This is a genomic window from Micromonospora sp. NPDC051006 (assembly GCF_044456245.1).
Classification (GTDB): domain Bacteria; phylum Actinomycetota; class Actinomycetes; order Mycobacteriales; family Micromonosporaceae; genus Micromonospora.
Genome location: NZ_JBITFP010000022.1, coordinates 110,087 through 128,757 on the forward strand (window position 1 = coordinate 110,087; position 18,671 = coordinate 128,757).

Sequence of the window (18,671 nt, forward strand, 5' to 3'; positions counted from 1 at the left end):
GGGGATTGATCCACACCGGGTCGCCGTGATGGCGGGGTCCGGCACGCGCGGAGGCCGCCATCACGGCGACACGGGTGGATCAACACGCGTGCGGCGAGCTCCCGGGTCGGCAGGTCACGACCAGAGTTCGAAGGGTTCGTCGATCTCCTCGCCGGCGAGGAAACCGGTCAGCAGCTCCGGTAGCCGCCCCGGATAGAACCGCTCGCCACCGGCCACCACCTCGGCCACCGGCCACCAGCGGAAGCCGAAGTAGTCCTCCAGCTCGTAGTCCAGCCGGTGCGCCTCGTCCACGTCCGGCCCCGGGCCGGACAGCCGGACCAGCACGATCACCTCGTCCTGGACGTGCCGCAGCTGCCGGTGCACGAAGCTCGCCCGGCGGCGCCACGTCGGTGCGCCGACCTCGGCCGGCGCGATCACGATCCCGGTCTCCTCCCGCAGCTCGCGTACCGCCGCCTCCAGGTACGTCTCGCCCGGGTCGAGACCGCCGCCGGGCAGCTCCCACCAGGTGCCCAGCCGCGGATGGTCCGGATCGCGGGTGTGGAACAGCAGCACCCGCTCGTCGGCATCGAGCACCACGAGCCGCACCGCGCCGCGCTCGATGACGGGCAGATCCCTCGGCAGGTCGGGCGGGATCATCACTGCTCCACCTCGACGAGGCCGCCGTCCGGCCCCATGCGGAACCGTCGCGGTGGGCCCATGGCGGCTAGCGCCCGGGCCATCGCCGCCTCGCGCGACCGTTGCTCCTGGCCGGTCGGATCGGTGACGTGGAAGCCGTACGTCGCGATCGCGTCAGCGTCCACATCCGTTTCGTCCGGCTGCCCCTCGATAGTGAAGCCGACCAGTGCCCGCAACGCCTCCTCGCCGAGGTGCAGCGGATGGAACGGCAACGGATATGGGCGCCGGTCCGGCCAGCCCGGGACGGGCTCGACCGGGTGGCTGCCCGCCCAGAACGGCGCCTCGAACGGTAGTGGTGTGCCGATGTCCTCCGGCACGCCCGAGTCGGGGGAGAGGCTCAACGACCGGACGATCCGGCCGTCCTCCCACACCCCGAAGGCGAAGAAATCCACCACCGAGTGCATGGCGTGCAGGACCATCCGACCACCTCCCGCCAGGGCGAGCAGGTGGGCCGGCAGGCGGCTGGGCCGGTCGAGCATCAGCCGCTGGTCACAGACGACGCTCACCCGGTCGGTCACCGCCGCATACGTGACATCGGTGGGCGGATAGGTGCCGTCGAAGAGGGTGCTGTCCGCTGTCCGCTCGACGGCATGGCCCGGGTGGACCCGGCGGACGAGCGCCTCGCTCGCCGGGAGATCGGCGGGGCCGGCGTGCCGTATCGCGGCCCGCAGGTCGCCGCCACCGAAAGCCAGCAGACCGGTCTTGGCGCCCATCGTCTCCCCTTCGTCGCGATGGCCGCACAGTATCGGCCGCCTCCGACATATGAGGCCCGATGTCGCCGGTCGCATCAGTGCGGGTCAGCGCCGATGACGGCCGCCACGTCGGGCGGCAGCGGGTAGGGGCGCTCGGGCGGCAGCAGGTCCTCGGCGGCCGGGTCGCCGGCGTCGAGGCGCTCCCGGAGCGCGCGGGCGACCGCGGTCACGTCGGTGAGGGAGACCAGCCACTCGTCGACGTACCGGCGGACCGCCTCGCCGCCGAGCCCGACCTGGAGCGACCGGTGCGCCAGCGCCGCGAGCCGCAGGGAGCGCTCCGGATCCCACTGCACCCGCACCGGGCTCGAACGTAACTGCCGTGACCAGGCCGCCCGGTCGGCGTACCGGTCGCGGTCGAAGTTGCTCAGGCAGGCGTTCGCGAGCGCCCACTCGAAGCCGGCGCGGCTGATCCCGACGGCCAGTACCCGTTCCTGGCCGGGCTTGGTGGCCCAGCCGCAGCGGTACATCATCCACCGGAACGACGGCTTGATCCACGTCATCCGCTCGCGTCGAAACGGCGCGACGAAGCGCCCGGCCGCCAGCGCCGGCTCGGCGATCTCCGGCGGGTACGCCTGGTAGACCGTGATGGTGTCGGCGTCGAAGCGAGCCCGGATCTGGTGGACGGGGACGGTCACGAAGTCGATCATGCGCGATCTCGCTGCCCCGATCCACCGGATTGCGGGCGAGGCCTGTCAGACACCGGGGCCGGCCCGGTCGGTGCCGGTCACCTCAGCCCGCCGCAGCCGGACCGCCGTGCCCCTACGCAGCGAGTTGGGGATCTCGGCGATGGCGTCGACCCGGTCGACCAGTTCGCGCAGCTCGTCGGTCTGCGCGTCACCCTCGACCCGTACGTCGTAGGTCACCTCCGTGGACACCGCCGGGTCGCCGGTGAAGTCGCCGCGCACGGTCACCTCCACCCGGTGCAGGTTGATGCCGAGCGCCGCGGCTTCCCGGAACAGGTCGTTGGAGACGCAGCCGGCGACCGCCAGGTAGAGCAGTTGGCCGCCGTTGAACCCGATTCCGTCGCCACCGCCGTCCGCCGGCCGGTCCACGACCAGGGTGTACGAGCCGGCCGAGCCGATCGCCGCCGGCTGCCCGGGCAGGCTGCGGGTGCGTACCTCGATGGTCATCCGTGATCGCCTCCGGGGAGTGCCGGCACCGACGGCGTCCAGTCAAGCACGCCCGACCGGAGGGGCGTGGCGCTCGCCGGTCGACACCCCGGGCCCGGGGGCTGGCACCGGCGGGGGAGGGATAGGCTGCCCGCCGTGGCAGGTCTGTTGAGGAGTGTGGCCGCCCGGATCGGCGCGGTCGTCCCGTCCCCGCGCCGCCCGGGTCCGGGTCCGGCCCAGGTCGCGCGCCGGCGCCAGGTCGCCGCGCTGCAGCGCCGGGAGCTGACGTACGCCCCGGAGCTGGACGGGCAGGCCGACCCGGGAGAGGTCGTGTGGACCTGGGTGCCGTACGAGGACGATCCGCGGCAGGGCAAGGACCGCCCGGTGCTGGTGGTCGGCCGGCACAGCCGCACCCTGTTCGGGTTGATGCTCTCCAGTCAGAGCGAGCGCGACGGCCAGCGGCACTGGTTGGCGCTCGGGCCGGGCTCCTGGGACCGGGACAACCGGCCGAGTTGGATCCGGCTGGACCGGGTGCTGACCATGCGGGAGGACAGCATCCGCCGCGAGGGCGCGGTGCTGGACCGGGCCCGCTTCGACCGGATCGGGCGGGCCCTGCGCGCCGGCTACGGCTGGCGCTGACCACTGCTCGGGTCGACCCGGGCAGGGCCGACTCTGGCAGCCCCGGCCACCTCAAGCGGTGTGGCGACGGTCAGGACGGTTTCCGGCTCGGGCTGACCGCGGCGGACTTGGCCTCCGGCGGCGGGTAGGGCTGGTCGGCCAGCAGCCGGGCGAGGTGCGCGGAGTTCAGCGCCAGCGCCTTGGTGGTCCGGCCGGTGGTGTCCGGCTTCGGTCCGGCATCGATGTAGTCGAGCGTGTGCAGCGCCTCGCCCACCCAGTAGCTGGCCCCGGCGGCGGGGCAGGTGAAGCCGACCTCGTTCAGCGCCTGCTGCACCTGGCCGATGGTGTGGTGGGCGCCGTCTTCGTTGCCGACGACCGCGACCCCGGCCACCTTCCCGTAGGTGAGCAGGCGGCCCTGCGCGTCGGTCTCGGAGAGCTCGGCGTCGAGGCGCTCCAGCACCATCTTGCAGACCGCCGAGGGCTGGCCGAGCCAGATCGGCGTCGCGATGATGAGGATCTGCGCGGGCAGCAGCTTGGCCCGGATGGCCGGCCACCCGTCGCCGTCGCCCTCGTCGGTGGAGACCCCGAACCGCACGTCGTGGTCGACGACCCGGATCAGCTCGCCCTCGACGCCCTGCTCACCGAGGGCGTCGAGCACCTCGCGCCCGAGCACCTCGGAGCTCGACGGGGCGGGGGACCGCTTGAGGGTGCAGTTGAGGATCAGCGCCCGGATGCTCGCCACGTTTGATTCCTCTCGGCCGGCGACGCGGGTGCACCTCCTGTTCCCCGCCGGATACCGGGAAACACCTCGGGATCAGCGGAATCGGTTGACAACGCCGCCGCCAAGAGTATGTTCAACTCATCGGTTGATAAACCAAGTGGTTGAGAGCGAGTGATGACAGCAGATCCGGTCAGCCTCGTCTTCGCCGCCCTCGCCGATCCGACCCGCCGGGCGATCCTGGCCCGGCTGGCCGTCGGCGAGGCGACGGTCAACGAGTTGGCGGCGCCGTTCCCGGTGAGCGTCCAGGCCATCTCCAAGCACCTCAACGTGCTGGAGCGGGCGGGCCTGATCGTGCGCACCCGGGAGGCGCAGTGGCGGCGGTGCCGGCTGGACCCGGCCCCGCTGCGCACCCTCGCCGAATGGGTCGACCAGTACCGCCGGCTCTGGGACGACCGTTACGACACCTTGGACGCATATCTGCGTGACCTGAAGGAGGAGAACGATGAGCCAGCTCGGTGACGTCGTGGTGGAGCTGCCGTCCGACCACGAGATCAGCCTCACCCGTAGCTTCGACGCGCCGCGTGACCTGGTGTTCGCCGCGCACACACAGGCCGAGCACCTCAAGCGGTGGTGGGGGCGGGGCAACCCGCTCGACGTCGAGATCGACTTCCGGGAGGGCGGGCGCTACCGCTTCGTGGAGCACGCGCAGGACGGCAACGACTACGCCTTCCGCGGCGAGTTCCGCGAGATCGTCGTGCCGGAGCGCATCGTGCAGACCTTCGAGTTCGAGGGCATGCCGGGGCACGTCGCGGTGGAGACGCTGGTCTTCGCCGAACAGGACGGCCGCACCGTGGTCACCGGCACCACCCGCTTCGACACCACTGGGGAGCGCGACGGCATGCTCGACTCCGGCATGAGCCAGGGGGCGGCCGAGTCGTACGCCGCGCTCGACCGGCACCTGGCCACACTGCTCTGAGGACTCGGCGGGGGGACGCCCAATGCGGCGTCCCCGCCGCCGCCGGCCGTACGATCCGGTCGACGTGCCGCCGGATGTAACACCGGAGGGACCGAAGACGCTCACGAGGTGCCACTGGGGAGCTGCACCGGTTTTCCGCCCACAGAAGGTCGGCGGCCACGTCGTCGTCCTGGAGGAGAGGAATGCCGCGATGACCGCTCACGCGCCACGGGACCAGGCTCCTCCCGACGACCACCTGCCGGTGACGCCGGCCTGGAACTGTGCCACCTGCGGGGCGGAGTGGCCCTGCCCCACAAGGCGCAGCCGGCTGCTGGAGGAGTACCAGGGGAAGCCGGCCACGCTCTGCGTCTATCTGGCCTCCTGCCTCGCCGCCGCGTCCGAGGACCTGCGGGGCACGCCGGTGCTGGCGCTGCAGCACCGCTTCACCGGGTGGCTGCCCCGGCAGTCGCGACGCTTCTGAAGTGGCGGGACGGGCTCCGTCCGATCGGCCGGTGGAGCCCGTCCCGCAGTTGGCGCCTCCTTTCTCGCAGGCAGTACGGTCAGGTCCGGGCTCGCACCCGGACCCTGGGCGCCGCCGGGGAGACGGACGGCTGCCGGGTCTGGTTCGGTTTCGCGGGAATGGCGGCCGGCCAAGGCGCCAGCCGGGGTCTGCGCCGGGCACTGAGATCCTCGATCCAGCCGAGCGCCAGCACGACGGCGAAGAGCAGCGCCAGTGCCACCGTCAGGTACCCGACCTGCCCGATCCGCCAGGCGTCGACCAGGTCGCCGACGACGAAGCAGACGGCGATGGCCGCGTTGTGCCACAGATAGATCGTCAGGGCGCGGCCGTTGAGGGCGCTGACCAGCCGGTCCAGCGGTCGGACCCGGGCCAGCCAGGTCATCGGCGGTGACACGCGCAGTAGCAGCAGCACGAAACCGAGCGAGTAGAACGCCTGGGCCAGCGGAATGTCGTTCAGGTCGAATCCGTCCTCGGCGTGGGTCAGGGTCCACCCGACTCCGATCCCCAGGCACAGGGCCGCCATGGCGATCAGCGCCGCCAGCGGGACCCGGCGCAGCCATCCGTCGCGGTGCGCGAAGCCGACGACCCAGCAGGCCCCGAAGGTCGCCAGGTCGGTGACGACCGAGTCGACGGCGCTGCCGAGCGCCGGCGGCACCGTCTGCAGCAGCACCACGGCAGCGAGCGGGAGGAGCAGGGTCGGCAGCGGCCAGCGGCGGTAGAGCCCGAGCAGCGCGGGGGAGAGCAGGACCAGCCAGAGGTAGGTGACCAGGTACCACAGCACGCCGGTGACGTCCTCCGCCCAGGCGCTGCCCGGCGGCTGGGCGATCGGCACCAGCCAGGTCAACAGCGCGGGCCAGGACGGCCGGTCGGGCCAGCCGTGCCAGATCATCACCGGTACGAGCAGCGCGCCCATTGCCCACAGCGCCGGCAGCAGCCGCCGGAGCCGGCTGTTCACGGCCTGCCCGGGCGCACGGTCCAGTGACCGTGCCATCAGCGAGCCGCCGAGCGCGAACATGACCCCCATGGCGGGGAAGGCGAAGCTCATCCAGGCCGCGCCGAACATGTGGTAGGTGATCACCCGGGCCAGGGCCAGCGCCCTCAGCGCGTCGAACCACCGGTCCCGGTCGCCTCCGGGCCGAGTCGGTTCCGGTGGCCGACCAACCTCCTCCGCTTGCGTCGCAGCTTCTCCGGACGGGCGCGCCGGGCGGTCGCCCGCCGGGTCACCGGCTCGCTTCAACTTCCGCCAGCCCAGCCTGGTGCCGGTCAGGGCGGTCACCGTGGACCGCAGCAGGACCAGGTACATCAGTTGGCGGTAGGCGAACTGCTGCAACGGAAGCGCCAGCAGCGGGCCGATCCGCTCCCGGTCAAGGCGGAAGGCCACCAGCGCGGTGATTGCCTGCACGGCCAGCATCAGCGCCCATGCGACGGCGGTCTCGGTCGTGCCGAGGAAGAACAGTCCGTAGAGCGCCATCAGGTCCAGGACCGGCCCGAGCAGGGGAAGCGCCACTCCGAACAGCGCGAGCATCGGCAGGCCGAACCGGCCGAACCGGCCGGACGGGCCGCGGTCGAACACCGCACGGCGGTGCTTCCACATCGCCTGCATGGTGCCGTAGCTCCACCGGTACCGCTGGCGCCACAGCTGGGTCAGCGAGGCGGGCGCCTCGGTCCAGGCCCGGGCCCGCTTCTCGTACACCACCCGCCAGCCCGCCCGGAGAATCGCCATGGTGATGTCGGTGTCCTCGGCGAGGGTGTCGTTGCTCATCCCACCCGCGGCGAGCAGCACCCGACGGCGGAACGCGCCGATCGCCCCCGGCACGGTCGGCATGCAGCCGAGCGTCTCGTACAGCCTGCGGTCCAGGTTGAAGCCGATGACGTACTCGATGTGCTGCCACCGTCCGAGCAGACCCCGCCGGTTCGCCACCTTGACGTTGCCGGCGACCGCGCCCACCGACGGGTCCGCGAAGGGCTGCACCAGCCGGCGTACCGAATCCCGCTCGAACACGGTGTCCCCGTCGACCATCACGATGATCTCGTGGCTGGCGTGGGCGATGCCGGTGTTGAGGGCGCTCGACTTGCCGCCGTTGGGCTTGCGGATCACCCGGACGTTGCGCAGCCCCATCGCCTCCACCAGGTCGGCGGTTCCGTCGGTCGAGCCGTCGTCCACGACGATGACCTCGATCCCGCGATGGTCCCCGTTGGCCAGTGATCGCACGCTGGCGACGATTCCCGCCTGTTCGTTGTAGGCCGGCACGATGATTGACACGGGTTGGTCCAGCGGCGGGCCCCAGTACCAACGGCGGCGGCGCCAGGCGAGCCGGGGCGCGAGGACGAGCAGCAGCAGCGTCCGGGCCAGCATCAGCAGGCCGACCACCACGAACAGCACCCCGAGCCCGGTGACGAACAGATCGGCGATCCGCACCGCCAGGACGACCGAGCCCGCGCGCCAGCGTTCGAGCTTCGGCACGGGCTGGTTCCCGGGGACCGCCTGGATCGCGTCGTCATCGGCCTCTACCCGACCCCGGTTGACCCCGTCGCTGACGGTGGTGAACTCGTACCCGCGTGCTGCCATGGCCGGGATGAACCGCTTCAGGGCGGCGACCGTCTGGGCTCGGTCGCCACCCGCGTCGTGCAGCAGCACCACGGCGCCCTGGCCGTCCGGTGGTGTCATGTTGCGTACGATGGCGTCCACACCGGGCCGGGCCCAGTCCTGACTGTCGGTGTCGTTCACCGCTGTCAGGTAGCCGAGGCGGCCGGCCTCCTGGATCACCGACCAGGCCCCGTCGTCGATCGCGTCGGCGGTCGACGAGTAGGGAAAGCGCAGCAGGTTGGTCCTGACGCCGGCGGTGTTCATGATGGCCTTCTGGGTCTGGGTGTACTCGAGCCGCCGTTGCCAACCTGGCAGCACCGTCGCGTCCGGGTGGCTGAAGGTGTGCACGCCCAGTTCGTGTCCCTCCGCCGCGATGCGCCCGGTGAGGTGGGGGTGGCGGGCCACCTGGCTGCCGACGGTGAAGAAGGTGGCCCGGGCCCCGTATCGGTGCAGCACGTCCAGCACCCGAGGTGTCCACACCGGATCGGGCCCGTCGTCGAAGGTGAGGGCGATGGTTCGCGGTGGCATCCGGTAGGACGTCGGCTGTGCGCCGGTCGTGTCGATCACCGGTCCCCCCGACCGGATCTCGGCGGGTACCCCGGCCTGGTCGCCCGTCTCCCGGACGTGGTCGGGGGTGAACTCGGAGTTCGCGTACGCCTCGACCAGCAGCACGCTGAGCAGGACGCAGATCAACGCACCGTAGATCACCCAGCTCGTACGCGGCCGGAACCGGCTCCGGCCGCGCTGGGGGACCGGTGGGGGCGCTGGGCGCGTCGTTGACGAGGTCATCAGACCAGGTACCTCCAGATGGATCCGGCATCGTCGGTGGGGTCCGGTGTCCGCTCGGACGGCGTTGGCGTCGGTGTGGGGGCGGGCGGCGGCGTCGCCGTCGTGGTGGGCCGTGCGGTCGACGGCGTCGGCGTGGGGGTCCGACCGCCGGGTGGCGGAGTCGACGGGGCCGGGTTCGGGATCGGCCCGCCGCGCGCCGGATCGGGCTCCGGTGGATCGTCCGGTCCGGACGGGGCCTCGCCGGTGGGTGGCCAGGCCGGGACGGTCCCGATCGGGGGCGGGAAGGGCTCCTCCACGGGCTCGTTGCCGACCGGCGCGACAGGTGGCGCCAGCATGTCGGCCTCTCCCGGTGCGGGGGGTTGGTCGCCCGTCACCATCCGGGCTTCGCCGTCAGCGGGCGGTGGACCGGAGGCCGGGACCATCGGTCCGACCAGGACGGCCACCGCGACGAGCGGGACGTACACGAGAGCAGCGGTCGCCAGGAGTGCCGCGCATCGGTGTACCAGGCGCCGTCGTCGCCCGGTGGCATCGACGAAGACCGGGACGGAGACGGCGGAGGCAGCGGGAGCCTCGTCGGGTACGGAGGGCGACCCGCCATCCTGAATATGTGCGACCACCCGGACGAGGCTAGGAGGGCGATAGGAACCTTATGTCCACTTTGTCAACCCTCGGCCGTCGCCTGATTTCGCTATCCGAACAACCGGATGAACGACGGATGAGAGGCGGCAACAAGCACGTTAACGGAACAACCGGATGAACCCTGAATCTGGGCGACATAGAGCGCGGAATCAGAAAAACCGGATGAACGTCAGGGTCCGGTAGCAACGGGCATACAGCTCGCATTCACTACCTGTTATGCCCGACAGGGCACGATCCTCCCAGGGGTCACGTGCGGAGGGGTGCGCCACCGGGGCCTCATGGCGAACGGGATTCGCGCGGTGTTCGCGTCGCTGCGGTCGTCCGGGCGGGTCTGCCGGCGACCGAGGAGGTCACTCGGCCAGGTGAGCGGTTTCCACGAGCTGGCGGGCCGGGCGGCTGCCGCTCAGACTCTTCGCCCGGTACATCGCGGCATCGGCGCGGTGCAGCGCCTCGGTGAGCTGGGTCGGGCCGGTGACCGGCGCGAGCCCGACCGAGGCGGTCACCCGGATGCTGAGCCCGCCGAGCGGGATCGGGGCGGCGAGCATCTCGCAGAGCCGCCCGGTGGCGTGCTCGATCCAGCGCCGGTCCACGGTCGGGGTGGTCAGCAGGCCGGCGAACTCGTCGCCGCCGAGCCGAGCCACCAGGTTGTCGCCGGCGAACGCGGCCAGACGCTCGGCCACGCTGATCAGCACCTGATCGCCCGCGGCGTGCCCGTAGCGGTCGTTGACCTGCTTGAAGTCGTCGAGGTCGAGCACCACGGCGATCAGTGGCCGGCCGGCCGCGTCGGTGAGCAGGGTCGCTGCCAGTCGGTAGAAGGCGCGGCGGTTGGGCAGCCCGGTGAGCGGGTCGTGGCTGGCGGCGTGCCGTTCCGCGGCCAGCTCGGCCTGGAGATGCTCCATCTCCGCCTCGGCCCGCAACGCGCGACGGCGTAGTTGCCAGGTGGAGAGCAGGGCCCCGGCGGCGCAGATGCCGGACGCGACACTCACCGGATCCGGCACAGGCCCTCCCATCCGCGACCGCCTGCCTCCCGCCGCGGCCGACATACCGGGACAGGTCCACGTTTTCCCTGGTGGTGGCCCAGGTCAGGTAACTCATTGTGAACGGATGCGTACCGATCACGTGCGTTATCATGCTCGCCGTCCGATGCAGATGCAATAGCAGATGCACGTGCAGCACGGTCCGATATCGACAGTTCCTCCGCGCCGCCACCGCTCCTCCCGCGGCATCGGCCGACTTCTGACCAAAGAGGACGCTCCACATGCAGCAACCGCCGAACGGCGTACCCGCAACCCAGCTTCCGCCGGTGAACTGGCAGAAGAGCCGTCGGAGCAACCCGAGCGGAAACTGCGTCGAGCTGGCCGAGCTGCCCGGCGGGGCCGGCATCGCGATGCGCAACTCGCGGCACCCGGAGGGGCCGGCGCTGATCTACACGGTCGACGAGATCGCCGCCTTCGTGCTCGGTGCCCGTGACGGCGACTTCGACCATCTGATCGCCTGACCGGTCGCCCCCGTTCCCGACGGGGGCCCGTCCGACCGCCGCGACCCGCGGGTTCGCGGGAGTATCCCTCACTGTCGGTCCATGGCATGCTTACACGTCGGCCGGGCCGGGTGCCCGGCCGTACGCGGAGGTCGGCACGTGACGATGGTTCCCGCCGACGGCGGCCCGACAACCGGGCCGACCGTGCTGCGCATGCTGCTCGGCTCCCAGCTTCGCCGACTGCGGGAGTCCACCGGGGTCACCCGGGAGGGTGCCGGCTGGGAGATCCGCGCCTCCGAGTCGAAGATCAGTCGGATGGAGCTGGGCCGGGTCGGCTTCAAGGAGCGCGACGTCGCCGATCTGCTCACCCTCTACGGCGTCACCGACGCCGAGGAGCGCGAGCTGCTGCTCAAGCTCGCCCGCGACGCGAACAGCCCCGGCTGGTGGCACCGCTACGGCGACGTGCTGCCCACCTGGTTCCAGTCCTACCTGGGGCTGGAGGCCGCCGCCGCGCTCATTCGCAGCTACGAGGTGCAGTTCGTTCCCGGCCTGCTGCAGACCCCCGGGTACGCTCGGGCGGTGGTGCTGCTCGGGCACGGCGCGGCCACCCCCGGCGAGATCGACCGGCGGGTCGACCTGCGGATCCGGCGCCAGGAGCTGCTCCGGCGGGCCGAGCCGCCACAGCTCTGGGCCGTGCTGGACGAGGCGGCGCTGCGTCGGCCGATCGGCGGCGTTGCGGTGATGCGTGAGCAGTTGACCGCGCTGATCGAGGCGACCCGCTCGCCGCACATCCGACTCCAGATCATCCCGTTCACCGCCGGCGGGCACGCCGCCGCCGGGGGCGCCTTCACCATCCTGCGCTTCAGTGACCAGGACCTGCCCGACATCGTCTACATCGAACAGTTGACCAGCGCGCTCTACCTCGACAAGCGGGACGACCTGGACTATTACGCGTTGGCCATGGAGCGGCTCTGCGTCGAGGCCGAGCCGCCCGAGCGGACCCCCGAGCTGCTCGAGCGCCTGCGGGACGAGCTTTACCCCGCCTGAGCGCGCATCCCGCACAACCAGCCTCGCCGCGCGTACGGTGCCGGCCCGTGTCGACCACGGGCCGGCTTTTTCGGTGTTGACCGACGTCGACGTTTCCGGCTAGTCTCTGGATCGATACAGAACCTGGATCGATCCAGAAGGGGGAATCGGTGAAGCCGACGCTCCAAGCCGTGGCGGATGCCGTCGGCGTCTCCCGCAGCACGGTCTCCAACGCCTACGCCCGCCCCGACCAGCTTTCGGCGGCGCTGCGGCAGCGCATCCTGGAGACCGCCAAGGCGATCGGCTACCCCGGGCCCAACCCGACCGCGCGCTCGCTGCGCCGCGGCTTCGTCGGCTCGATCGGCGTGCTCTTCACCTCGCAGCTGTCGTACGCCTTCACCGACCCGTTCGCGGTGCGCTTCCTTGCCGGGCTCAGCACGGCGGCCGAGCGGCACGGCACCAGCCTGCTGCTGGTGCCGATGCCGGGCGTGCACGCCGAGGCCCGGCAGGCCGTGGAGAACGCCGCCGTCGACGGCTTCTGCGTCTACTGCGTCGGCGACGAAGAATGGGCTCTGGACGCCATCCGTGACCGGGGCCTGCCCTTCGTCACCACCGCCGCACCCGTCGACGCCGGGCCCGCCAGCCGCTACGTCGGCATCGACGAGCGGGCCGCCGCCCGGGGGATCGCCGCGCACGTGGCGGGTCTCGGTCACCGACGGGTGGCGCTGCTCGCCGACGCCGTGCTGCCGGACCTGCCCTCCGGGCCGGTGCGACTGTCCGGAGTGGACGATGTGCCGCATCCGACCACCCGGGGTCGGCTCGCCGGGTTCGCCGACGCGTTCGCCGCCGTCGGGGTGACCTGGCCCGAGCTCACCGTGCTCAGCGCTGCCGGCAACAACCGGCCGGCCGCCGCCGCCGCGGTCGCCGGCCTGCTCGACCGCCCCGATCCACCGACGGCCGTGCTCGCCTGCTCCGACGTGCTCGCGCTCGGCGTCCTCGACGCCCTGACCGAGCGGGCCGCCTCCGGGGCGCCGTCGCTGTCGGTGACCGGTTTCGACGACATCGCCGAGGCCGCCGCGGTCGGCCTGACCACGGTGCGACAGCCGGCCGAGGAGAAGGGCCGCATCGCCGCCGAACTGCTGCTCGACCCACCCGCGGATCCCGCGGCGGGGCACGTGCTGCTGCCCACCACACTCGTCGTCCGGACCTCCACCGGACCCGTCCAGAGGAGCTGACCATGGAACAGCCCGCCGGCTTCATCTCCGCCATCGACGCGGTGCACCGCCACGTCAACTCGGCCCGGCCGAACGCCCCGATCCAGCCCGAACGCCCCCGACCGGCCCGCCTCGCGCCCACCCGGCTGGCCGCCGCAGGCGCCCTGCGCCGCCTCGCCGACCGGATCCAGCCCCGGCCCGCTCCGAGCATGACCCAGTGCTCCTGACCGAGCCGCCCGCCGTGCCGGAGTGACCCACGCCACGTCCGGAACCGATCATCCGGGCACGCACCGCGCCGCGAGGCGCGTAATCCGGCACGGCGGGTGGTGGGCCCCCGCCCGCGGCAGGCACACTGGACGCCCATGTCGCCGTTCACGCCCACCCTCCGACTGCACGATCGATACGTTCTGCGTGAGCGCATCGGGCTCGGCGGGATGTCCGAGGTGTGGCGCGCCGACGACGAGGTGCTCGGGCGGTCCGTCGCAGTCAAGGCGCTCGTCGCGGAGTTCGCCACCGACCCGCACCTGCGGGCCACCATCCAACGCGAGGCACGGGCCGCCGCCCGGCTGACCCACCCGCACATCACCCAGGTCTACGACTACGGCGAGGCGACGTTGCCCGGCGGCGAGGTCGTGCCGTACCTGGTGATGGAGCTGGTGGAGGGGCGCAACCTCGCCGACCGCCTCACTGGCGGCCCCCTCGCCTGGCCCGACGCGGTCCGGGTGGCCGGGCAGGTCGCCGCCGCCCTCGCCGCCGCCCACCGGATCGGGGTGGTGCACCGCGACATCAAGCCGGGCAACGTGATGCTCACCGAAACCGGCGCGAAGGTGCTCGACTTCGGCATCGCCGCGCTCGCCGGCCCGCACCACCCGCTCGCCGGCCAGACCGGCGAGCTGCTGATGGGCACCCCGGCGTACTTCGCCCCCGAGCGGCTCGCCGCCGGGCCGCCCGACCCGGCCAGTGACATCTACGCCCTCGGCGCGCTGCTCTACCGCACGCTCGCCGGGCGCGCCCCGCTGCCCGTGCAGACCTGGGAGGACGCGCTGGAGGTGCGGGAGCGGCGTACCCCCGTGCCGCCGCTGCGGATCCCCGGCCTGCCGCCCGACATCGCCGACCTCACCCTCGCCTGTCTGGCCACCGACCCGGCCCGGCGGCCGACCGCGGCGCAGCTCGCCAACCGGCTCGGCGCCGGCCCACCGGCCGACCCGCCCACCGCGATCCTGCCCACCCTGCCGGCCGGGCGGGCGGCCGTCGCACCTGTGTCCCCGCCCGCCGGGCGCACGATCGGCGCGTCCGCGCACCCGCCCACCCTGATCGACCGCACGCCGGTCACGCCGCGTCCGGCCGCCGCCGCGCCAGAGCGTCCGACCCGACGGTCCCGCGGCCCGCTCGTCGCCCTCGTGGCGGCGGGGGTCGCGCTCCTGCTCGGTCTCGGCGCGGCGCTCACCCTCGGCGACGACGACCCACGGACCCCGCAGGTGGCCGGCCCGACGAGCGCGGCGCCGCAGGCGCCGGTGACCGCCGACAGCCCGGAACCCGTGCCCCCGTCGAGCACGGCACCGGCGCCGACCACCGCCGCGCCCGCCCCGGTCGGGCTGCGCCAACTGGCCGCCGAGTTCGCCGCGATCCTGGCCCAGGCCCAGGTGCGGGGCGAGATCGACCGACGGGCCGTCGAGGACCTGCGCGACAAGCTGGCCGACCTCGGCCGGGGCAAGCCGAAGGACCGGGCCAAGCGGGTCGACGACCTGCGGGAGCGGATCGCCGAGCAGGTCGAGCGGCGACAGCTCTCGGCCGACACCGCGGACCGCCTCAACGCCCTGCTCGACCGGCTCGACGTGCCCAGCGACCGGGACGACTGACCCGGCCGGCCGTCGACGCTTGGCCGCTCAGTCGAGGACGGCCCGGACGGCCTCGCCGGCCGCGTTGCCCGCCCGGGCCGCCAACGCCGCCTGCGGCGTCCAGATCGCGGACCGGCCGGCCGTGTCGGCGTAGCCGCCACCGGTCGGCCCGGCGAAGCTGGCCACCGCCACCCACACCCGGTGTTCGGTGGCGATCCGCCGCGCCCGCTCGTCCGGCACCGCGGCATCCCGCGCCGCCTCGACCATGCCCGCCAGGTAGGCGTCGATGCCGAGCGCCGCGGTGGCGGCGGCGTGCTCCGGCACGCCGGTGTCCTTGCAGACGGCCAGCCCCAACCGCCAGCCGTCGACGTCGAGCACTGCGGGCCGGTCGCCCGCGACGAAGCGACGGCCCTCGTCCCCGCCGAGCCACATCTTCCGGTACGCCACCGCGGCCCCGTCGCCGTCGACCGCGAGCACCCCGATGTGCTCCCCGGGCACCGGCGCGCCGGCCAGCGCCAGCGTCCCCGTATCGGCGCACGCCTCGACCAGCGGCGCCAACCGGGGATCGTCCGCCGCGACGACGGCGGCATCCAGCTCGTACCCGGTCAACGACAGCTCCGGAAAGACCACCACCCGGGCGCGCGCCGCCCGGACCGCGGCGGCGTGCGCCCCCGCGTTCGCCGCGACGTCCTTCGGTACGCAGGGTGGTTGCGCCACCGCGAGCCGCAGCGGGGTGCGGTTTCCCGCACCCCCGCGGGTGTGGTCCCGCCGCGCGGTCGGGTGGCCGGCCTCATGGTGGCCTCTCAGGATCGGTTCGTAGCGTGGGGGCATGATTCGAACCTCGCACGTCCTGCTCGCCACCGGAAGCCTCGCGGCGGACGCCGAGCCACCTCAGGATGGACTGGTCGGCTACGTCACGGACCTGGTGGAACGGCTCGGCGGCCCGGGCGCCGGACTGGCGGTGGCGTTGGAGAACCTCTTCCCGCCGATCCCGAGCGAGGTGATCCTGCCGCTCGCCGGCTTCGTCGCCGGCCAGGGGCGGATGAGTGTGGTCGGGGCGATCTTCTGGACGACGCTCGGCTCGCTGGTGGGCGCCCTCGCCCTCTACTGGATCGGCGCGGCGCTCGGCCGGGACCGGATCCGGGCGATCGCCGCGCGGCTGCCCCTGGTGAAGCTCAGCGACGTGGACCGGACCGAGGCGTGGTTCCTCCGGCACGGCGTCAAGGCGGTCTTCTTCGGCCGCATGATCCCGATCTTCCGGAGTCTGATCTCCATCCCGGCGGGTGTCGAGCGCATGTCGGTCGCCACCTTCGCGCTCTACACGACGCTGGGCAGCCTGATCTGGAACACCACCTTCGTGCTCGCCGGCTACCTGCTCGGCGACAACTGGCACCTGGTCGAGGGCTACGTCGGCGTCCTGCAGAACATCGTCATCGTGGTCTGCGTGGCAGCGGTCGGCTGGTTCGTGGTGTCCCGGGTGCTCCGCGCCCGGCGGGCCGCCCGCAACCCCGAGGAGCCGGCCGCGCCCAACCCGGCCGGGCCGTCGTTCGGCGTGCCCGACCCGGGCGGGCGAGGCACCATCTACCGCAGTGGCTCCTGGGGCGCCGACGAGCGGACCGGCGGCGGGGCGCGCTGACCGTGCCGAGCGGACGGGTCGTCCTCGGTGTCGCCGCCGGCGTCCTGACCGCGGTCGGGGAGCTGCTCTTCCTGCTGGCCGCGTCCGTCGCCGCCGCCGGGTCCGCGCCGGTGCCGGCGGCCCGCCGCCGGGTCGCGGCGGCGATCCCGCGGTACGCGGCGACGCTGCTCCGGTGGGAACGCCGCCGGCTGGCCGGGCTGCTCGCCTCGGCCGACGCGGTGCCGCCGGTGCGTACCGTCGGCGGGCGGGAGGCCGGCTATCTCGCGGCCCGGCTGCTGCCCGGGGCGCTGGGCGGGCTGGCGTTCGCGGTGCTCGCCGTCGGGGCGGTGCTGGCCTCGATCGTGCTGCGCGCCGCGGTACGCGGTGAGCTGACCGTGGCCGACACCCTGCTGCAGCTCGTCGTCGGCGCGGTGCTGCTGCTGCTCAACGTGCAGGCCATCGCCAGCGTCGGCGCGCTCGACGTCCGGCTGGCCCGGCGGCTGCTCAACCCCGACTCGCGCGCCGCGCTGCAGGCGCGGGTCCGTGAGCTGACCACCAGCCGGGCCGGGGCGATCGCCGCGGTGGACGCCGAACGCCAGCGCATAGAACGGGACCTGCACGACGGGCTGCAACAGCGACTCGTCGCGCTCGGCATGCTGCTGGGCCGGGCCCGGCGCAGCCGGGACGCCGAGCGGACGTCCGCCCTCATCGCGCAGGCCCACGAGGACGTCCAGCGGGCGGTGCAGGAGTTGCGGGAGGTGGCCTGGCGGGTCTACCCGTCGGCGCTCGACGACAGCGACCTGGGTGAGGTGCTCGGCATGGTCGCGCAGCGCTCGACCGTTCCGGTGCGGATCCGCTATGACCTGGCGGCACGACCCGATCGGCAGATCGAGACGGTGCTCTACTTCGTGGCCTGCGAGGCGCTCACCAACGCCGCGAAACACGCCGCCGCTACCCTGGTCACCATCGACGTCGACGTACGGGAGGGGCGGGTCCGGATGCGCGTGCGTGACGACGGCACGGGCGGGGCGGACCCCTCCGGGCGGGGCCTGTCCGGGCTGGCGCGCCGGGTGGCCGCCCTCGACGGGCAGTTGCGGGTGCAGAGCCCCACCGGCGGCCCGACCACCGTGCTGGCGGAACTGCCGTGCGGATAGCCCTCGCCGAGGATTCGACGTTGCTGCGCGAGGGTCTGGTCCGGCTGCTCGCCGAGGAGGGCCACCACGTCGTCGCTGCGGTCGGCACCGCCGACGAACTAGTCGCCGCCGTCGACCAGGAACATCCCGACGTCGTCGTCACGGACGTCCGGATGCCGCCCACCCACACCGACGACGGCCTGCGCGCCGCGCTGGAGATCCGCCGACGCCGGCCCGCCACCAGGGTTCTCGTGCTCTCCCAGTACGTCGAGAAGCGGTACGCCGCCCGGCTGCTCGCCGACCGTCCCGAGGGCGTCGGCTACCTGCTCAAGGACCGGGTCGCCCAGGTGGACGACTTCCTCGACGCACTGGACCGGGTGGCCGCCGGAGCGACCGCGCTCGACCCCGAGGTGGTCCGTCAGGTGGTTGCCGGCTCGGACCGCGCCGACCCGCTCACCCGACTGACACCGCGCGAACAGGACGTCCTGCACCACATGGCCCAGGGCCACACCAACGCCGCGATCGCCGAACGACTGCACGTGTCGCTGAGCGCGGTGGAAAAGCACGTCAACGCCATCTTCGACAAGCTCGACCTGTCCGGCGCGGTCGGCTACAGCCGACGCGTCCTGGCCATCCTCCGCTACCTGGGCAGCTGACCAACCTCGCGCCCCGGACCCGCGCCCCGGACCCCGGACCCGCGCCGGATCCCGCGCGCCCGGACCCCGCCCCTCGTCCCAGCCGACCCGCCGTCGCCACCGGCCGTGGGGCTGCGGCGGCGGGCTTCCGCCATGTCGCCGACATGGCGGTGTTCCGGCCGCGTGGATACCGCCATTACAGCGATGTCGAGTGGATCAGGCGGGTTGTCGGGTTGGTCGACTCGAGTTCCATGAAGTCGGGATGTCCCTCGGCGGCGGTTTCAAGCGGCTGTTGCAACGAGGTGCTTGTTGAGTACCTCGGCAGGATTCTGCCAGTCGAGGGTTTGGCGGGGTCGTCCGTTGAGTTC

20 protein-coding genes are annotated in these 18,671 nt (G+C 72.9%); 12 read left to right on the plus strand and 8 right to left on the minus strand.

Annotation, left to right across the window (positions count from 1 at the left end):
* Positions 1 to 114: 114 nt before the first annotated feature.
* The 4 genes from ACIBBA_RS26645 to ACIBBA_RS26660 form a co-directional block, all read right to left on the minus strand.
* Positions 115 to 636, minus strand: coding sequence for an NUDIX hydrolase (locus ACIBBA_RS26645; protein WP_396700668.1), 522 nt, complete (start codon positions 634 to 636; stop codon positions 115 to 117).
* Positions 636 to 1,388, minus strand: coding sequence for a DUF6928 family protein (locus tag ACIBBA_RS26650; RefSeq protein WP_396700669.1), 753 nt, complete (start codon positions 1,386 to 1,388; stop codon positions 636 to 638). The genes ACIBBA_RS26645 and ACIBBA_RS26650 overlap by 1 nt, the downstream gene beginning before the upstream one ends.
* Positions 1,389 to 1,462: 74 nt before the next feature.
* Positions 1,463 to 2,062: a DUF4291 domain-containing protein gene (locus ACIBBA_RS26655; protein ID WP_396700671.1), complete on the minus strand. Its 600-nt coding sequence runs from the start codon at positions 2,060 to 2,062 to the stop codon at positions 1,463 to 1,465.
* Positions 2,063 to 2,119: 57 nt separating this feature from the next.
* Positions 2,120 to 2,557 (minus strand): OsmC family protein, encoded by a 438-nt coding sequence (locus tag ACIBBA_RS26660; protein WP_350874686.1) that lies wholly within the window; start codon positions 2,555 to 2,557, stop codon positions 2,120 to 2,122.
* Positions 2,558 to 2,692: 135 nt separating this feature from the next.
* Here ACIBBA_RS26660 and ACIBBA_RS26665 point away from each other — a divergent pair, with 135 nt between their 5' ends.
* Positions 2,693 to 3,175, plus strand: a complete 483-nt coding sequence (locus ACIBBA_RS26665; protein WP_350874687.1) for a type II toxin-antitoxin system PemK/MazF family toxin — start codon at positions 2,693 to 2,695, stop codon at positions 3,173 to 3,175.
* A gap of 70 nt (positions 3,176 to 3,245) precedes the next feature.
* On the opposite strand, the gene ACIBBA_RS26670 is transcribed toward ACIBBA_RS26665, so the two are convergent.
* Positions 3,246 to 3,896 (minus strand): flavodoxin family protein, encoded by a 651-nt coding sequence (locus ACIBBA_RS26670; RefSeq protein WP_396700672.1) that lies wholly within the window; start codon positions 3,894 to 3,896, stop codon positions 3,246 to 3,248.
* A 153-nt stretch (positions 3,897 to 4,049) separates the two neighbouring features.
* On the opposite strand from ACIBBA_RS26670, the gene ACIBBA_RS26675 reads away from it, so the two are divergent.
* The 3 genes from ACIBBA_RS26675 to ACIBBA_RS26685 all read left to right on the plus strand — a co-directional run bounded on the left by ACIBBA_RS26675 (position 4,050) and on the right by ACIBBA_RS26685 (position 5,311).
* Positions 4,050 to 4,394 (plus strand): ArsR/SmtB family transcription factor, encoded by a 345-nt coding sequence (locus ACIBBA_RS26675; protein ID WP_396700673.1) that lies wholly within the window; start codon positions 4,050 to 4,052, stop codon positions 4,392 to 4,394.
* Entirely contained in the window at positions 4,378 to 4,851 is a 474-nt protein-coding gene (locus ACIBBA_RS26680) for an SRPBCC family protein (protein ID WP_396700674.1), read from the plus strand. Before ACIBBA_RS26675 ends, ACIBBA_RS26680 begins: the two co-directional genes overlap by 17 nt.
* Positions 4,852 to 5,041: 190 nt before the next feature.
* The gene (locus ACIBBA_RS26685) at positions 5,042 to 5,311 is read left to right on the plus strand and encodes a hypothetical protein (protein ID WP_396700675.1); all 270 of its coding nucleotides are present in this window, start codon (positions 5,042 to 5,044) and stop codon (positions 5,309 to 5,311) included.
* Between the two features lie 79 nt (positions 5,312 to 5,390).
* On the opposite strand, the gene ACIBBA_RS26690 is transcribed toward ACIBBA_RS26685, so the two are convergent.
* Positions 5,391 to 8,645: a glycosyltransferase gene (locus tag ACIBBA_RS26690; protein ID WP_396700676.1), complete on the minus strand. Its 3,255-nt coding sequence runs from the start codon at positions 8,643 to 8,645 to the stop codon at positions 5,391 to 5,393.
* Positions 8,646 to 9,715: 1,070 nt separating this feature from the next.
* Positions 9,716 to 10,363 carry a GGDEF domain-containing protein gene (locus tag ACIBBA_RS26695; RefSeq protein WP_396700677.1) on the minus strand — a complete coding sequence of 216 codons (648 nt, stop codon included), beginning with the start codon at positions 10,361 to 10,363 and terminating at the stop codon, positions 9,716 to 9,718.
* A gap of 260 nt (positions 10,364 to 10,623) precedes the next feature.
* Between ACIBBA_RS26695 and ACIBBA_RS26700 the strand changes: the two genes are divergently transcribed.
* The 5 genes from ACIBBA_RS26700 (at position 10,624) to ACIBBA_RS26720 (ending at position 14,941) form a co-directional block, all read left to right on the plus strand.
* The gene (locus ACIBBA_RS26700; protein WP_350874693.1) at positions 10,624 to 10,863 is read left to right on the plus strand and encodes a DUF397 domain-containing protein; all 240 of its coding nucleotides are present in this window, start codon (positions 10,624 to 10,626) and stop codon (positions 10,861 to 10,863) included.
* A gap of 144 nt (positions 10,864 to 11,007) precedes the next feature.
* Positions 11,008 to 11,889 carry a helix-turn-helix domain-containing protein gene (locus ACIBBA_RS26705; RefSeq protein WP_396700685.1) on the plus strand — a complete coding sequence of 294 codons (882 nt, stop codon included), beginning with the start codon at positions 11,008 to 11,010 and terminating at the stop codon, positions 11,887 to 11,889.
* A gap of 149 nt (positions 11,890 to 12,038) precedes the next feature.
* Positions 12,039 to 13,103 carry a LacI family DNA-binding transcriptional regulator gene (locus tag ACIBBA_RS26710; RefSeq protein WP_396700678.1) on the plus strand — a complete coding sequence of 355 codons (1,065 nt, stop codon included), beginning with the start codon at positions 12,039 to 12,041 and terminating at the stop codon, positions 13,101 to 13,103.
* A 2-nt stretch (positions 13,104 to 13,105) separates the two neighbouring features.
* Complete coding sequence (locus ACIBBA_RS26715) at positions 13,106 to 13,309, plus strand: hypothetical protein (protein WP_396700679.1); 204 nt, start codon at positions 13,106 to 13,108, stop codon at positions 13,307 to 13,309.
* Between the two features lie 135 nt (positions 13,310 to 13,444).
* A complete protein-coding gene (locus tag ACIBBA_RS26720; protein WP_396700680.1) occupies positions 13,445 to 14,941 on the plus strand; it encodes a protein kinase in 1,497 nt (498 codons plus the stop codon).
* Positions 14,942 to 14,968: 27 nt separating this feature from the next.
* Here ACIBBA_RS26720 and ACIBBA_RS26725 read toward each other — a convergent pair whose 3' ends face one another.
* Positions 14,969 to 15,649 carry a carbon-nitrogen hydrolase family protein gene (locus ACIBBA_RS26725; RefSeq protein ID WP_396700686.1) on the minus strand — a complete coding sequence of 227 codons (681 nt, stop codon included), beginning with the start codon at positions 15,647 to 15,649 and terminating at the stop codon, positions 14,969 to 14,971.
* Positions 15,650 to 15,749: 100 nt separating this feature from the next.
* On the opposite strand from ACIBBA_RS26725, the gene ACIBBA_RS26730 reads away from it, so the two are divergent.
* From ACIBBA_RS26730 to ACIBBA_RS26740, 3 genes are read left to right on the plus strand one after another with little or no spacing between them, the layout of a single operon-like run.
* Positions 15,750 to 16,556 (plus strand): DedA family protein, encoded by an 807-nt coding sequence (locus ACIBBA_RS26730; RefSeq protein WP_396700681.1) that lies wholly within the window; start codon positions 15,750 to 15,752, stop codon positions 16,554 to 16,556.
* Between the two features lie 2 nt (positions 16,557 to 16,558).
* Positions 16,559 to 17,689, plus strand: a complete 1,131-nt coding sequence (locus ACIBBA_RS26735) for a sensor histidine kinase (RefSeq protein ID WP_396700682.1) — start codon at positions 16,559 to 16,561, stop codon at positions 17,687 to 17,689.
* A complete protein-coding gene (locus ACIBBA_RS26740) occupies positions 17,680 to 18,324 on the plus strand; it encodes a response regulator (protein ID WP_396700683.1) in 645 nt (214 codons plus the stop codon). Before ACIBBA_RS26735 ends, ACIBBA_RS26740 begins: the two co-directional genes overlap by 10 nt.
* The last annotated feature ends 347 nt before the right edge of the window (positions 18,325 to 18,671 follow it).

Excerpts from the sequence above, each read along its gene's own strand:
- ACIBBA_RS26645 (WP_396700668.1), bottom strand. The coding sequence starts at position 636 with ATGATCCCGCCCGACCTGCCGAGGGATCTGCCCGTCATCGAGCGCGGC.
- ACIBBA_RS26650 (WP_396700669.1), bottom strand. The coding sequence starts at position 1,388 with ATGGGCGCCAAGACCGGTCTGCTGGCTTTCGGTGGCGGCGACCTGCGG.
- ACIBBA_RS26660 (WP_350874686.1), bottom strand. The coding sequence starts at position 2,557 with ATGACCATCGAGGTACGCACCCGCAGCCTGCCCGGGCAGCCGGCGGCG.
- ACIBBA_RS26675 (WP_396700673.1), top strand. The coding sequence starts at position 4,050 with ATGACAGCAGATCCGGTCAGCCTCGTCTTCGCCGCCCTCGCCGATCCG.
- ACIBBA_RS26680 (WP_396700674.1), top strand. The coding sequence starts at position 4,378 with ATGAGCCAGCTCGGTGACGTCGTGGTGGAGCTGCCGTCCGACCACGAG.
- ACIBBA_RS26685 (WP_396700675.1), top strand. The coding sequence starts at position 5,042 with ATGACCGCTCACGCGCCACGGGACCAGGCTCCTCCCGACGACCACCTG.
- ACIBBA_RS26700 (WP_350874693.1), top strand. The coding sequence starts at position 10,624 with ATGCAGCAACCGCCGAACGGCGTACCCGCAACCCAGCTTCCGCCGGTG.
- ACIBBA_RS26705 (WP_396700685.1), top strand. The coding sequence starts at position 11,008 with ATGGTTCCCGCCGACGGCGGCCCGACAACCGGGCCGACCGTGCTGCGC.
- ACIBBA_RS26715 (WP_396700679.1), top strand. The coding sequence starts at position 13,106 with ATGGAACAGCCCGCCGGCTTCATCTCCGCCATCGACGCGGTGCACCGC.
- ACIBBA_RS26720 (WP_396700680.1), top strand. The coding sequence starts at position 13,445 with ATGTCGCCGTTCACGCCCACCCTCCGACTGCACGATCGATACGTTCTG.
- ACIBBA_RS26730 (WP_396700681.1), top strand. The coding sequence starts at position 15,750 with ATGATTCGAACCTCGCACGTCCTGCTCGCCACCGGAAGCCTCGCGGCG.